Here is a 15,308-nt window from a genome sequence, read left to right on the forward strand (position 1 = left end):
CACTATGCATTCGCACGTACTTCCACCGGTTGGCGATGACCCTGTGTAAGTGTTATCGATGAATTTGCTAGACCTTAGTGCCAACTCTACATGAGCGTGATCGGTTACAATAGACCTGAATGGTTGGAGAAGGCCGCATTTGATGATAGCTTTGATTGGAGCAATTTACTCAAATCAACGTTCGAGACTTTCTTCGACCATGTGACCCTACATGATTCCAATTGGGAGACGGTCACCCTTAATCTGTGGAGTCAACTTGTATTGACGATCAAGCTGGATGCGTTCTGGAATAAAGAGTATTGCGAACGGACCGAGAACACGAATGACTGGCCGTATCTTGTTATTAAGGTGCCCAATACGGTGAATGTGTCCTTCCATGCTGAAGAGTTCGGAACCATGACGATCAGCCATTCTGAAACCAAAAGAATAGACAACAAGCAAATAGAAATACTCTTGGACAAATTGGCCAATACTGATATTCTGCCACAGAATTTTTACAAGCAACTGATCAACTGCAAGCAACTCACCAAAACACGGTTCGACGATATAAATGGAGGTTATTTCGAAGTGCTGCATGACGCAGAGATCGAGTTATTGCTAATTAATCAGGACGGGAAATATATTGATCCCGACCTAAGGAGGGTACAGCCATTCAGTGATATTAAACACGCAGAAGCAGCGAAAGAAAGTTTCATTCGTACTATCTGGACAAAACTCACACGCATATAAATGCGGGCTGGAATTACAAATTGCACAACGCAACAGACGTCACCTTGTGTTGGCCATTAATATGCATGCTGATGACACAAACAATTCAGTTCGTGCTCGCCTTGGTCTTTCTGAACTCTTGTTCGAGTCGTTCAACGGAACAGAATTCGGTAACGGATGATAGAGATCGTTCTGATACCGAACGAATTTTCGACACGTTGATCGAACCGAATGGCACAAAAGATGGACTCACAGAGAGGTATTCTTCAGATAGTCGAGGAGTGAATGAGATCCCGTTAGATGGGACGTATCGCTTCGATATTGCTTTTGCTGAATGGCAGGGAAAGTCAATGGGAGAAAAAGTGACCGTAGTGATCAAAGGAGACTCGATACAAGTTGTCTACGAAGGAGATGGAAAACTCACTCTTGTTGGGAAGGGAGAAGTGATCGACGCAGGGCGCATAATGATGCATAAGTCAGGTAACTGGATCATCGCAAAGGATAAAAGTCAGATCGAACTTGATGAAGTAGGTGGTTGCTCGGGAGGCCCAACAACCATTGACTTCAAGAATAAGAAGTATTGGATGTGTTGAGAATGAATATGATTCGACCAATTTTCCCAATGGCCTGTTCTTTACACCCTCCTGACTTCTGCCAATTAGTATGACAAGCCAAGATCACTGATGATCAATTTGGTTTCATCAGATATTGGCGACCTCATAATGAACTCTTCCGCGCAACTAAGGCTTGGGCCTTGGTAAGCTGTTGTTGCATGGTGGTTTGGTCTTTTTTGAAGCGCTTGGCCGAGAAGGCGCATACCATATCACCATGTTTTGAGGGTACCCGGACGATAGCGTTGTCCAGCTGACCCAGCTCCTGGCTGATCCGATGAATTAGCGTGGGAGATGAATTGGCCAAGCGAGCGCCGACGATGTAAGACATGCCCGCCTGACGGATTTCATTAAGCACCTTTTCCGACAGCATGGCCGCATCTGCCACCACCACAAGGTCCTTCGTATCTACTCGTGCCATAAAAGCCCGCAATACGGGCAAAATGGTCTTTCCCTCGAAGGTGTTTCCAGCGAATACTTCATAACCCAACGGGAACCCCGTATTGGTGACCAACAGGCCAAGAACGATCTGTGGCTGTTGCGATTTACCGTCCTTGGAAAAACCCGGAATGCGAAGCTCATCAGCCTTAAAACTCTCGAAGTACAACGTGGTGACATCGTAGAGTACCAGTTCCATCGATGCGCCCAGCACATTCTTAGCATAGGTCATTGCAAGCGTTTCCAACGTCTCTTTATGCCGGTTCAGCTTGGGTAAGGCCCGGTACACGGAACGTTGGGAATGACGCCGCGTGAAATACCGTTCCAATAGTTCCATAGCTCGCAGCTTCGAGGACGGTTCCACCAAACGCATATAGGCTAAGTCCAACAGCAGTTCATCCTCTAACGTATCAAGTCCGCATTGTTTGGCGCTACCTTGTAGAACAGCATAAGCAAATGCATGTGAGATACCTATGTAACGCGTAGTGGCCAAGGCCAACGAACGTCGTGTCTCAGTGACAAAGAGCGGCTGCTGTAGCGTTGAACGCCAAATCCATTGCCGCGCACCATCGACCAATGCTGCCACTTCATCAGCGCGATGTCCGCTGCCTATGTGTTTGAGCACTACAACACGACGTCGTTCATAACGTACCACCTGAACAGCAGTGGCACCGGAACCGGTTTTGGTCTTTCGAATTGATGCAGACACCCCGTTAGTATGACAATTCGAGTACAAAGCAAGCGGAAACCCGCGTCATTACACAATGTCATTTTTCAAAAAAACGGCTTGGCAGAAGTCAGGAATGAATATGATTCGACCAATTTTCCCAATGGCCTGTTCTTTACACCCTCGCAGGATCTTCGCCTCGTGACCCTGCGGTCCACAAGCACTTTGTGGCCTCTAAAAAGAAGACCATGACTGGGCCTATTAAATGTCGGTCTTTGAGTAGGCGCAATGGTCGACTTGCTGATCGTTCCACTACTCACCTATTCCAAACTCAGAATGCCTCCATAACAATGGAGCTCTTCGGAACATTCAGATGGGTCAATTGCGCTACTACAGCATCCATCATTGGCGGAGGCCCACAGACATAGAAATAGCCATTGAGCTGCGGGTGGTTCTTTTTGATGAAGTCCTCCGTGATCCTGCCGTGGGCATAGCCATCCGCTTCTTCGTCAGATAGGATATTTATAAAGTTCTTGCCTAGTAATTGGCTGAGCTCACCTTCCAGAATAATATCCTTTCTCGTTCTATTTGCGAAGATCAGCTTGTTACTGCCGAGTTCACATTTTGCCTGCAGATCCCTCAATATGGAAATGAACGGAGTGACACCCGCACCACCTGCAATGAAAACACCTTCACCCTTGTATGCAATGTCCCCGAAAACGTCGTTCACGATCAAGCCATCGCCGACCTTAAGTTTCAGCAACTCATTGGTCACGCCGTTGTGCTCGGGATAGGTCTTAATAATGAATTCGAGGTCGTGGTCATTCGGCAGGCACGTGAATGTGAACGGTCTTCCTTCTTTACGCCAATCGTTCTTATCGACGAACAACTCTGTTGCCTGACCAGGAACAAAGTCAAAGCCATCCGGTTTTTCAGTGACGATCCTGAGCACATCATGGGTAGCATGCGCTATCGTTTTTATCTTTACATTTTGCATCTTCATGGCATCAATTGGTTTTGATCAATAATTCCTTCCGCACTTGCTCTGGTATCTCCTTAGCTGCAATCATTAGCGAGTAGCACCGCTATTAAGTTAGGGTTATTTTCTATCTGACCCCAAAAAACGGATGTAAGGGTTGAGTTGCCCAAGTCCTCAACTCCTCTGCAAGATATACAACTATGGTTTGCTCTTAAGATCACACCTACATCCCTTGTATCAAGAGCACCTTTCAATTCCTGTAATATCTGCATTGTTAACCGCTCTTGAACTTAGGGCCTTTTTGCATAATAATCGACTGGTCCATGAATTTTGGACAACCCAATTACATGGTCCTTTGGTATGTACGCAATATTTGCTTTCCCTTGTATTGGTACAAAATGATGCTCGCAAAAAGACGTAAAAGGAATGTCCAGTTCCACTATGGAGGTTTGGTAACGATCAGAGTTCTTAAACAGCTTGATCTTAGGTATGTTCTTTGGGTTCAATCCAGTAAAAACTTCATTCACATACATTTGGGCCACTCTTGTCGGCGTATCCCTTATGCTATCATTGGTCAGGTCAGATCCTGGTAGTTCAATGATATCCGTAAACTTTTGAGTTATCAGCTCGATCTTTGATTCGTTCTCTCTATCAAAAGCATCATCACGCAGTGATTCTATTACCACCGCGCGATGATCGGAACTTTGTGAGCTTTCTGCCTTCAGAATAGAGTTCCCATTTGCTTTCATCTTCCTATTGGTCTTTAGAATTGACCAGGAAACTGATCTGCGATTCCATCAGCAAGTATATCAGCCAAGTCCATCAATTGCTCATACACATCGTCATAGACTTGTACTTCTTCTTCGTGATTTCCGCTTAGATGCGCTACAGCTTCAGCCAATGTCAGATCCAAATGATGTTCCATGTGCATTTTCATAGGCTCCAATTCCCAATTTTCAGGGTTGGCCGTATTTAGGAACACAGCTATATCTTCTCCATTCTGATACCAAGCAGCATTGGCAGCATCAAAGCCTGCAGTATCACCATCTCGGGCTGCGACCAATATATCACCAGCAATTACGATGTGCTCAGTTAGCAGATCGGTCAATGCCTGACCTGCAGCGTCTCCATAGTACGGCTTAATAGCATTTCCAATATCCACTTGATTTTCCAGCAACCGTGCCAGATCGGCACTGGCATCGGGAGTTTGGTCCAATATTCCAATGATGACATCTCGTGTCCATGTGGCATGATCAGACCATAGGTAGCGCATTTCCGCCTTGAATTCTGAATTATCAGTTGACGTTAAAGCTGGAGTTGGGATCTCATCCTTTTTGCAGCTTTGAGAGAATAATGCGAACATGCACATTGCGACGACCAGAGGGGTCTTAAGAGTTAGCGTTTTCATTTTTTTCTTGGTTTTTTTGATTACTCGTTCAACGTTTGATGCGAAACCCCAAAAGAGGTTACACGCTTTTTCAACTATTAGGTCTGCTTGGGTCGATCTCTGATAATTTTGCCAATGAGAAGGCCCCAATGGCCATGACCAGATCCCTGACAGCTATATCCACATAGCTCCAGCTGGCAATTAGGGTCAAGGCTATTGCTGCCAACCAAGCAGAGACCACATAAGCACCTATCTTGGTTTTCGTCAGAACGAGAATTCCAGCAACGATCTCGATCACGCCCACGATCATCATAAAGGTTGAAGGCTCAAAAGGGAGCATGCCTGCCAATCCCTCAGAAATGTATTGGCTCCAATTCGTCAGAATGTTCGTGAATTTGTCCAAGCCAGCAACGATCGGCACAAGGCCAAATGTGTACTTCAGAATGTTCTTTACCAATTGTACGTTCGGTTCCATGATGTTCTGTTCTTTGTGTGTTCGTGAACTTGTTTCATGGTATTAGAGCACCCGATCGAAAAGAGGTTACAATATTTTGTACCTTTTTTCACTTTTCCGTATCTAATAGGGAAAGCATAGGAAATGGAAGCGAAGAACACCCTGGAGCTGAACGCTCCCAAGATCAACGAATCGACGATCATCCAACGCATTCTTGGTGGGGAGAAGGAATTGTTCGAGATCCTGGTAAGGCGGAACAATCAAAAACTCTATCGTGTGATAAGGAGCTACCTCATGGACGAAGTGGAAATTGAAGATGTGATGCAGAACAGTTATATCAATGCATATACAAAACTGTATCAGTTCAAGTTGGAATCTTCATTTTCCACGTGGCTCATCCGCATAGGAATAAACGAAACGTTGAAAAGGCTGAAGGAAAAGGGAAAGGTCCTTCCGATCAATGAGCAGGCCGATAACATCAAGAAAAATATGCTTCTGACAATGACCGAAGACCATCGCCATGATCCGGATTCCGAAATGATACGTAAGGAAGTACAACGCGTGGTAGAAAATGCCATTGACCAATTGCCCGAAAAATACAGGGCCGTCTTCGTAATGAAGGAAGTGGAAGATATGAGCATCAATGAGATCGCCTTTGCCTTGGACCTAACTCCTGCCAATGTTAAAGTGCGGCAACATCGAGCCAAGGAAATGCTCAAAGAGAAGCTAGCTGAACTTTCGAATGAAAAGAACCTCTTTCAGTTTGGCTTCAGCAGATGTGATCGGATCACTAGGAATGTAATGGATAGCATCTGATCAGACCGCGTTATCATATCGGTCTTAACGATCGATCCACGACAGGATAAACCGTGATCACGGTTTCATCCCAGACCGCCACTGGATCTGTCGCGCAATGAAGAGAACTTTAGGCATCATAGAATTGCAACGCCATATCTCAAGTTAAATTAGCACGCATGAAATTCTACACGGCCATCCCCAAAAGTCTAGAACCGTATTACAAAGCGGAGCTGGAAAGGTACCGCGCAGAATTTGCCAACGGTAACTTAAAGGCTGCGTGGACGCACTTGGAGTGGGCGCACATCATCGGCCAAAAATATCCGTACGCACATACCTATGTCCACTGGAAAAGGTTGCAATTCGGATTCAAGATCAAAAGCAGCAAAGAAGTGTTGGGACAGATCCCGCGCCTGCTTTTTGGCGGCGTGAAATCATTTGTAGGCACAATTCAGATCGGAAATCCTGGCGGTGCTAATGTGCCGCCATTAAAACCGTTTCCATTGAAAGAAGAAGTACAGAAGATCTTTGTGAAAGCTGGGGTCGACTTCGGTTGAAAGGGATGGGTTGAAGCCTCGTTGGGTCTGTCGCATTGGCGACGATCCTGCAGTGGTCGTAGATAAGAAAGAGCCAAGCATCGCCTGTGTGATCATGGGCAACTTGGAATACCGCAGAGAGAACATGGCAACCCGAACACCGAAACTGATCCTGAAGCAGTGCGATGCAGAGATCCTGCATGAAGCGATAAAAGGACATGAACACCTTGCCAGGAAGTTGAACGTGACCGTGCCCGAGAACTATACGGAATTCGGTGTAGAGGCACTCCGGTATGCACTGGATAAGTTGTCAGAAAGCGAAGACGAGAAAGGATGGTGGACCTATTTCCCGATCCATCAACAGGACAACAAACTAATTGGAAGCGGCGGTTACAAAGGTGGACCGACACTGGATGGAACCGTGGAGATCGGCTACGAGATCATGCCGGAATACCGCAACCGGGGCCTGGCAACGGAAATGACCGAAGGACTTGTTCAGAACGCATTCAACGATGAACGCGTTAACCGCATTGTTGCACATACCCTCGGACAAGAGAATGCATCTACCATGGTCCTGAAAAAGTGCGGGTTCGTGAAAACTGAAGAACTGAACGAACCGGACGAAGGCGTTATTTGGAAGTGGGAATTGAACAGAAGCCGATAGCACGATCGCCCTGCAACCGGTATCTTGTGTCGCATGCACATGATAATGCGGCTTTGCTGAATTTGGTCGGCTGCACGGTCATAGCCGTATCCGTTGAACAGAAAAGAACCTTGAACCATGGACCCTGCATTGAAAACAATGATCGCGAACATGCCGGAGAAAACAGGCCGGTCATTGGACGAATGGAAAAAGCTATTGAAAACAAAAGCATTCGGGAAACATTCAGAAGGCGTTGACTTCCTGAAGAAGGAACACGGCGTTACGCATGGCTTTGCCAATACGATCGTGGCGCTTTCGAAGGATACCGATACCGGATCGGAAGATCTTGTGGAAGCGCAATACCAAGGTAAAGAAGCGCTGTTGCCGGTCTATGAAGGGTTGATCGCCTACATAATGACCCTGGGGAAGGATGTAACGATCACACCCAAGAAAGGCTCTGTAAGTGTTATCCGCAAACGGCAATTCGTACTGATAAGGCCCGCAACGCGAACACGCATCGATCTGGGTTTCAAACTGAAGGACGAACCGATCACGGACCGCCTTGAAGCAAGCGGACCATTCGGGACCATGTGTACGCATAGGGTACAACTAACTTCTGTAAAGGACCTGGACAGTGAATTGAAAGCATGGATCAAAGAAGCCTATACCGGTTCCGTTTGAACGGTCGGGACTGCGTCCCGGGTCACACCCGGGATGACAGCCCGCATTGACGTTGGTGGGTCACAGTGACGTTGCTGGGGCAGTACCATTACCGCGCAGCGCGTTACATTAGCAGCGTACAGAAAAAGCAACAGCATGAACAAGGTAGTGGCCAATGCCGATGAGGCACTGAAGGGGATCAAGAACGGTATGACGTTGATGGTAGGTGGTTTTGGGCTTTGCGGAATTCCGGAGAACAGCATTGCGGCATTGGTGCGCACCGGTGTGAAGGAGCTTACCTGCATCAGCAACAATGCCGGTGTGGATGATTTTGGTCTGGGTCTGTTGTTGCAGACCAAGCAGATCAAGAAGATGATCAGTAGTTACGTGGGAGAGAACGCAGAGTTCGAACGCCAGATGTTGAGTGGCGAGTTGCAAGTGGAGCTGATCCCGCAAGGGTCGTTGGCCGAGCGGTGCCGTGCGGGCGGCGCTGGCATTCCTGCTTTCTACACGCCTGCGGGCTACGGTACTGAAGTGGCCGAGGGTAAAGAGACCCGCGATTTCGGTGGGAAGATGCACATCCTGGAAAGCTGGCTCCGCGCGGATTTCGCGTTGGTGAAAGCATGGAAGGGGGATAAGGCCGGTAACCTGATCTTCAAAGGCACGGCGCGGAATTTCAACCCGGTCATGGCCATGGCGGGTACAATTACCGTTGCTGAGGTGGAGCACTTGGTGGAACCCGGTGAGTTGGATCCGGATGCCATCCATACACCTGGCATTTTTATTCAACGCATTTTCGAAGGCACCAACTACGAGAAGCGCATTGAACAGCGCACTGTGCGCACCGCGTAATTCGCTCGTGATCGTTCCGTAATGCGTCCTCGAATACACCCGGAACGGTTGCTTTGGTGGTGTGTTGCGGCCGCAATGTCCGTGTACATTCTTGCACGTGCGCTATACGTGCCGTTGGTCCACGACGAGGCGCGCATGTTCCGGTTCTACATCGATACAGGCGTGGTGCTGCCGCCCAACGCATTGCTCGATGCGGGCAATCATCTGTTGGTCTCATTGGTGAGCTATTGGTCCACGTTGCTCTTTGGAAAGTCGCTGGTTGCGATCCGGTTGTTCGCGGTGCTTTCTTATCCGATCTATGCGTACGCCATCATTGCGCTGGTGCGGTATGTCGATGAACGCATCATCCGCGTGTGCTTCGGTCTCTCACTGTTGACCATGCCGTTCTTGTTCGAGTACTTTTCATTGTTCAGAGGCTATGGGTCGGCCGTTGCGTTCGAAGCGATGGGTTGTTTGTGGCTGCTTCGTTTTATTGAGCGCGGTGATCTGCGATCGCTGGGGTTGATGACGCTCTTCATGGTGTTGGCCGCGTTCGCATGCCTATCGCTCTTGCCGGTGTGCTGCATTGCATTGGTCATGGCGGTTGCATCGTTTGCGTTACATCGGGAACGGCTTGTTCAGAAAGCAATGCTCGTAGGGCTAGGAGGTGGGCTGCCTGTGCTGTTCTTGGCATACTACGGTAACCGATTGAACGCAAAGGGCGGTTTGTATTTCGGTGGCGTTCATGGCCTGGCGGTGGATGTTGCAGGTTCGTTGGCGCGCTGGACATTGGACGTGAATGCGTACTGGTTGGCATACAGTATCGCAACGGTCGTTTTCGTGGCAATTGTATGGGCGGTGTTCTACTTCTTTTGGAAAAAGCATGATCCGGATCGCATTCCGTTGTTCCTATTCGGTACGCTGTTAATACTGCTCTGCACAGGAACCAGTTCAATGCACGTCCTGTTGGATACGCCATACCCGATCGAACGCACTGCGATCCACTTCATTCCCATCACATTACTGCTCTTGGCTTTTGCGTTGGATAGAGCTCGGAGCGTTGTGCCCGGGATCGTTTGGTTGAGCCCCTTCGTACTGGTGTTCCCAATGCGTACATCGGTTACAGCGAATGTGGATCATACCTCCGTTTGGGCGGACCAGGCCATAGGGCAGGAAGTGTTCGACGTGATCAACTCCGAACAGGAAAAAGCACAACGACCGTTGGTGGTGAACGCGCTCAAATACCTTGGTGAATCCTGGGATCTTGGCCGACGATTCCGCGGAGATGTGCCGATGTCCTTGGATAGTGAAGTACACCCGCAACCGATCTGCGATCTCATGATCACTGACCCGGAGGTCATTGCGGATCCGGAGGGTTTCAACACCATCCATGTATCACCGACAGGAAGGTTGGTCGTGTGGAAACGGGATGAACCACTGCACGAAGTTATCGTGTTCGATACGACCTATTCAGTGCCGCATAGTGATCGGGAGTCGGTCGAACTCTGGCGCTCGTTGGGGAATGATGGTGTAGAAGGTCAACCGTATTTTGTGGAGATCGAACTGGTTGCAACGGATGACAGTATCGTAACGCAAGGGTTGATCACGGATGTGCACGCGAACGATGCGGACGAGGCGTATTATGATCGCGTTGAACTCAGTGCAATGCAACGGACCTGGAACAATACTCGGCTCCACGTGATCCGTCGCATTCCGGCATGGCAGGGGCGTTCCGCGAATACTGCGGTGTTCCTGTACAACCCGGAACGGAATAACTTTGAGTTGAAGGATGTGCATGTACGTGTTTACGCGATCGACCCATGACCGTATTTGACGATTCAACTTCAATGGGTCCTGATCGGAAAGAGCGTGTGCTGTTCATCGGCGTTGCAAGCATCGCATGCATCTATGTCCTAGCACGTGCAGCCTTGGTGCCGATCGTACACGATGAGGCCGCGACCTTTTTCCATTACATCCTTTCCGGGAACTTTTGGCCGGGCACGGCGCATTGGGATGCGAACAACCATGTGCTGAATTCGGTGTTAACCTGGATCAGTTCACAGGCATTCGGCGAAGGTCTTTTTGTATTGCGTTTGCCGAACGTATTGGCGTATATCCTTTGGGTGTTTGCCGCAGGACTTTTGGCAAGACGTTGCTCAAATGTCTTTGTGCGTTGGTCGCTGATACTGGCGTTGTTGTTCTGCCCGCTTGTGTTGGATTTTTTTTCGCTGTGCCGAGGGTACGGCTTGGGTATGGCATTCTTTCTGGTCGCGATCAGCGCAGCGATCGGACTCACGGAACTAGCACACTGGAGATCATTCTTTGTTCTGTTGCTTGCATCGACATTGGCCATCTGGGCCGACCTTGCATTGTTGCCGGCATTGGGTCTGTTGATCGGTCTTGCGCTGTTGTTCACTGGGTATAAAGGCGTACGCCAAGCACTGCGGAGTCCGTGGAGTTGGGTCGCTGTTGCAGTGAGTGCAATACTCGTATACACCGCCATTCTTTTTGCAGAAGGGTTCTCGGAAAGAGGATTGCTCTACCACGGTTCGTTGGATGGGTTCTTGCCCGTTACGGTGATCCCGTTGTTCCTGCTGGTAACGGGTTCGGATCATCGTGTATGGATCGCAAGTGTCGCGCTGCTTGCATGTGCGGTTCTTGCATTCGGCTGTTGGGCAGCGCGTGATCGTTGGCGGATAGCGCCGGTCGTGTTGCTTAGTGTTGCGTTGATCGGTCTTGTTTTGACCACGTTGTTCATGGCGAAGGCGCTGCACATCAATTACCCGGAAGACCGTGCGGCTTTGCAGTTCGTTGTCCTTTCCGTTGTCGCGTTCGCGTTCGCTGTTGATGCCCTTCAGTTCAAACTTCCATCATTGCAATGGGTAGCGATCGCGTTGTTGTTCTTGCCGTTGCGCAGTGCATTCTTGTTCAATGTGGATCGTACGTTGTTGTGGTCGGAACAATCCTTGCCGGATACGCTTGTAGTCGAACCCTTCGCGTTACGATCACAGAACACCGCGTTCAGTTTGGGGTTGTATCATCAACATGCATTGGTATGGGCTTATGCATCGCGCGGCAGCAGTGTACGACCGAACGGAATATCCGAAGGTTTCCCGGAACTACCCGTTGACCTCTTGCTTGCCGACGAACGGTTCACGCAAGAGTTGGATCCTGCGTACAAGAAAGTTGCCAATGGCGGTCATGACGGTCTGGGGTTGTATATGCATGAACCGCAGTTGATCTACGTGCCGGTTATGAATGCACCGATCGAAAGCACAACGGTTGCGGATGAATACATCAACCTACCCACACCGGTCCTTGACTCCCTCGTATTAGGACCCATTCGTATCACAGTAGAGCTGCACGTGAAGTTGGATGGAGCGGCACCGTGTTCGTGGGTCGTTAGCACGCACGTTGGCGATGAGCAAGAACACTACGCAGCCTATCCGATCCATTATTTGCGGCCCATCGATGGTGTGGTCACCGTGCGCTACCAGCATGTTATGGAGCAGCTATCGCCGCAGGTGGCCCGTGTTGCCTGTTACCTCTGGAACCCGGAACAACGTGCGGTGGAGGTCTTGGAGGGCCGCATCCAATACGATCGTATCGTGCAACCCTGAACAACTACTACCTTGGCCGAACTACAAGCACTGAACAATGGGATTATCGAAAACGGAAATGGCACAGCGCATCGCACAGGAGCTGCGCGATGGTTGGTATGTGAACTTGGGCATCGGAATTCCCACACTTGTGGCGAACTATATTCCCGAAGGGATCCATGTGGTGCTGCAAAGCGAGAACGGTTTGCTAGGCATGGGCCCTTTCCCATTGGAAGGGGAGGAAGATGCCGACATGATCAATGCTGGCAAGCAAACGGTGACTACATTGCCCGGCTCGTCGATCTTCGATAGTTCCTTGAGCTTTGCCATGATCCGTGGAAAGCACGTGCAGCTCACTGTTCTCGGCGCCATGGAGGTAAGCGACAATGGCGATATCGCCAATTGGAAGATCCCCGGGAAAATGGTGAAAGGCATGGGCGGTGCGATGGATCTTGTCGCAAGCGCGGACAATATCATTGTATGTATGATGCACACCAACAAGGCCGGAGAAAGCAAGTTGTTGAAGAAGTGTTCCCTGCCACTTACCGGTGTTGCATGTGTTAAGAAGATCGTAAGCGACCTGGGAGTGTTCGACATTACACCGGAAGGATTCAAACTGCTTGAACTTGCGCCCGGCATTACCGTGGATGAAGTAAAAGCAAAGACGGAAGGCCGCTTGGTGATCGCGGACAACGTGAAGGAAATGGTGATCTGATCGCAGCGTTGATCATGGATGTTCTACGCCGTATCCATTCCCTGATTGGTGGCCGTGTGCTATTCCTGATCGGATTTTTAGCATTGTGCGGTGCTTATGAGTATGGCCGTGTAATGAATCTTCGGCCGCTGCCTATGCACCTCTGGCGGCAGACCGATTGCCTGTCACTTACTTGGAACTACTACGCAGGTGGTGCGTCATTCGCGTCTCCACAGATCCACGCGCAAATGGCAGATGGTGGCACTAGTGGGTATAGTGCAGGCGAATTCCCGTTGCTGTATTGGAGTGTTGCGCAGATCTGGAAGCTTACCGGTCAGAGTGAATTCGCCTATCGTTTAGTTGGATTGATCTTGCATTTCTTTGCTGCCTATGCGCTGTTCCTAACGTTGCGGCGTTTGCTGAAGAGCGACTTTTGGGCGATCGGTATAAGCTTACTTTGGTCCACGTCTCCGGTGATCGCCTATTACACGGTCGGGTTCCTTACTGATGTTCCAGCATTCGACCTGGCAGTGATCGGTTGGTACTTTTTCGTCCGCTACGCTACCGAACAGAAAAAGCGACACTGGGTCTTCACGCTTGCGTTCTGGGCACTTGCGACGTTGCTGAAAGTAACCGCAGGCATGAGCCTTGTAGCTGTTCTTGCGATCTATGCGTTTGCAACACTCCGCCCCAAGAGCATGGGCGAATTGAGCACTGTGTTCCCTAAATCCAAATTCGGCTGGGGCGTGGTTCTTGTCGCATTGGCAATAATCATGGCGTGGTACGTCCATGCGGAGATCTATAACGAACAACACCAAGGTAAATACACATTCAATGGTTTTTGGCCGTTGTGGGAAATGGATGCACAACAGATCGACAATGCGATCCAATATGCACGTGATATTCTGGTGTTCCAACTATTCGATACCAGTGTTTGGTTGTTGGTAGGGATAGCGCTGATCGGTCTGGTGAAAGGGCGTAAGCAAGTGCCCGGCGCAGTACTCTTGCTCAATGCGCTCTTGTTGATCGGCACGGTGATCTATTCGATCCTGTGGTTCCATGCTTTGGATGGACACGATTACTATTTCATTAACCCGCTGATCGCGCTATTGGTACCCGTGGTCTCATGGGCATGGTGGCTTCGAAAGTATCATGCGGACCTGTTCAACGCGGCATGGCTTCGGTGGGCAATTCTTGGGCTGCTTTGTTACAATGTGGCGTACGCGGCCAACAATATGAATATGCGGAGCAATCCGAACTCAGAAATGGACCGAAAGGATCTGTTGCCGCTATACCATTCAGAAGAATTGAAGTATTGGAATTCGCTTCGGCGCAACTCCTTGCAAGACCTGTTGACGATCACTCCCTATCTGCGCAGCTTGGGTATTGCCCCTGGCGACCAAGTGGTGTGTATTGATGATCCAACCATTAATGCCTCTCTGTATTTCATGGGACAGCCAGGAAGAACGGGTTATGGTTGTGGCCCCGATCGTGCTGTTAGTATTTCAGAGTATGCTGGGCGTGGAGCCAAGTATTTGGTGATCACGGAGCAGGGCACGCGTAATGATCCAGCAATGCAGATACTCTATGGCCACCCCCTCGGTGTTTACGGCGAAACGTACATCTACGACCTGCGCGACTTGGATCGCGCATTCAAAGCAGAGACCATCTACCAACAGATAAGTGGCACAGGAATTCCGCTACCGCACCGCACCAATGCAATGCCATGCGCCAAGGGTGCCAACTGGTGTTTCGGGGGCGAGCAATATCCGTTGGAGATCGATGGTTTACCGATCAATACGCTGCCCGGTGCCACACATACGGAAGTGGTGGTGCGCGGAACGATCCATTGGGAACAAGGCTATACCGATGGAGGTGAATTGATCCTTTCCGAAGATGATGCGGAACAGCAGATCACCTTGTTACCACGCTCGTTGGGAGAAGGTCCATTCGAACATAGGTACAGTGTACTGACCCACCAACAGCCAACGCGCAACAAGTTGTTCTTCTCGAACGGCTCAGGAAATGGGTTTGAACTGGAAGGATTTGAGATCAGCGTTAAACAGTATTTTGAGTAGGTGCCGGCATTCCGCAGCAAGAATGAACTGATCAGGTTTGATTCGAATGAGCAGTTCGCATTCGGGCGAACTATTCACATGTAATGCTAAGCGACTTGGATCGGACCCCTCTGGATGTCAGCTATGCAAACCTTTATGGTGCGCAAGATATTAGTTGACCTGTCCTTAGCTCTAGGATAGACCTTTCGCGCTGGATCTCCAGCCAAATGGGGTCAGTAATGGGTACAC

General features: G+C 49.5%; 15 protein-coding genes and 1 pseudogene. 11 read left to right on the top strand and 5 right to left on the bottom strand.

What is annotated here, in order from left to right:
- Positions 1–90: 90 nt before the first annotated feature.
- Together IPF95_04730 and IPF95_04735 are read left to right on the top strand one after the other, a co-directional pair.
- Positions 91–729, top strand: a complete 639-nt coding sequence (locus IPF95_04730) for a hypothetical protein (GenBank protein ID MBK6473997.1) — start codon at positions 91–93, stop codon at positions 727–729.
- 71 nt (positions 730–800) lie between these two features.
- Positions 801–1,301 (top strand): hypothetical protein, encoded by a 501-nt coding sequence (locus tag IPF95_04735; GenBank protein MBK6473998.1) that lies wholly within the window; start codon positions 801–803, stop codon positions 1,299–1,301.
- Between the two features lie 124 nt (positions 1,302–1,425).
- Here the strand turns inward: IPF95_04735 and IPF95_04740 are convergent, their stop codons facing one another.
- From IPF95_04740 to IPF95_04760, 5 genes and pseudogenes are all read right to left on the bottom strand, one after another.
- Positions 1,426–2,382 carry an IS1634 family transposase gene (locus IPF95_04740; GenBank protein ID MBK6473999.1) on the bottom strand — a complete coding sequence of 319 codons (957 nt, stop codon included), beginning with the start codon at positions 2,380–2,382 and terminating at the stop codon, positions 1,426–1,428.
- Positions 2,383–2,755: 373 nt separating this feature from the next.
- Positions 2,756–3,421 carry a flavodoxin reductase gene (locus tag IPF95_04745; protein MBK6474000.1) on the bottom strand — a complete coding sequence of 222 codons (666 nt, stop codon included), beginning with the start codon at positions 3,419–3,421 and terminating at the stop codon, positions 2,756–2,758.
- Between the two features lie 59 nt (positions 3,422–3,480).
- A pseudogene (gene folE, locus IPF95_04750) lies at positions 3,481–4,152 on the bottom strand (GTP cyclohydrolase I FolE).
- A 14-nt stretch (positions 4,153–4,166) separates the two neighbouring features.
- Positions 4,167–4,811, bottom strand: a complete 645-nt coding sequence (locus IPF95_04755; GenBank protein MBK6474001.1) for a hypothetical protein — start codon at positions 4,809–4,811, stop codon at positions 4,167–4,169.
- Positions 4,812–4,881: 70 nt separating this feature from the next.
- The gene (locus tag IPF95_04760; protein ID MBK6474002.1) at positions 4,882–5,265 is read right to left on the bottom strand and encodes a DoxX family membrane protein; all 384 of its coding nucleotides are present in this window, start codon (positions 5,263–5,265) and stop codon (positions 4,882–4,884) included.
- Positions 5,266–5,388: 123 nt separating this feature from the next.
- Between IPF95_04760 and IPF95_04765 the strand changes: the two genes are divergently transcribed.
- The 9 genes from IPF95_04765 to IPF95_04805 all read left to right on the top strand — a co-directional run bounded on the left by IPF95_04765 (position 5,389) and on the right by IPF95_04805 (position 15,080).
- On the top strand, positions 5,389–6,060 hold the full coding sequence (locus tag IPF95_04765; GenBank protein ID MBK6474003.1) for an RNA polymerase sigma factor: 672 nt from the start codon (positions 5,389–5,391) through the stop codon (positions 6,058–6,060).
- A 158-nt stretch (positions 6,061–6,218) separates the two neighbouring features.
- On the top strand, positions 6,219–6,596 hold the full coding sequence (locus IPF95_04770) for a DUF3703 domain-containing protein (protein ID MBK6474004.1): 378 nt from the start codon (positions 6,219–6,221) through the stop codon (positions 6,594–6,596).
- Between the two features lie 10 nt (positions 6,597–6,606).
- Positions 6,607–7,239, top strand: coding sequence for a GNAT family N-acetyltransferase (locus tag IPF95_04775; protein ID MBK6474005.1), 633 nt, complete (start codon positions 6,607–6,609; stop codon positions 7,237–7,239).
- Positions 7,240–7,356: 117 nt separating this feature from the next.
- Positions 7,357–7,899, top strand: a complete 543-nt coding sequence (locus tag IPF95_04780) for a DUF4287 domain-containing protein (GenBank protein MBK6474006.1) — start codon at positions 7,357–7,359, stop codon at positions 7,897–7,899.
- A 135-nt stretch (positions 7,900–8,034) separates the two neighbouring features.
- Entirely contained in the window at positions 8,035–8,730 is a 696-nt protein-coding gene (locus tag IPF95_04785; GenBank protein ID MBK6474007.1) for a CoA transferase subunit A, read from the top strand.
- Positions 8,731–8,751: 21 nt separating this feature from the next.
- Positions 8,752–10,533, top strand: coding sequence for a hypothetical protein (locus IPF95_04790; GenBank protein MBK6474008.1), 1,782 nt, complete (start codon positions 8,752–8,754; stop codon positions 10,531–10,533).
- On the top strand, positions 10,530–12,329 hold the full coding sequence (locus IPF95_04795; GenBank protein ID MBK6474009.1) for a hypothetical protein: 1,800 nt from the start codon (positions 10,530–10,532) through the stop codon (positions 12,327–12,329). Before IPF95_04790 ends, IPF95_04795 begins: the two co-directional genes overlap by 4 nt.
- 37 nt (positions 12,330–12,366) lie before the next feature.
- The gene (locus IPF95_04800; GenBank protein ID MBK6474010.1) at positions 12,367–13,023 is read left to right on the top strand and encodes a CoA transferase subunit B; all 657 of its coding nucleotides are present in this window, start codon (positions 12,367–12,369) and stop codon (positions 13,021–13,023) included.
- Between the two features lie 14 nt (positions 13,024–13,037).
- On the top strand, positions 13,038–15,080 hold the full coding sequence (locus tag IPF95_04805) for a glycosyltransferase family 39 protein (GenBank protein ID MBK6474011.1): 2,043 nt from the start codon (positions 13,038–13,040) through the stop codon (positions 15,078–15,080).
- Positions 15,081–15,308: the final 228 nt, after the last annotated feature.

The organism is Flavobacteriales bacterium, assembly GCA_016704485.1.
Lineage (GTDB): Bacteria > Bacteroidota > Bacteroidia > Flavobacteriales_F > PHOS-HE28 > PHOS-HE28.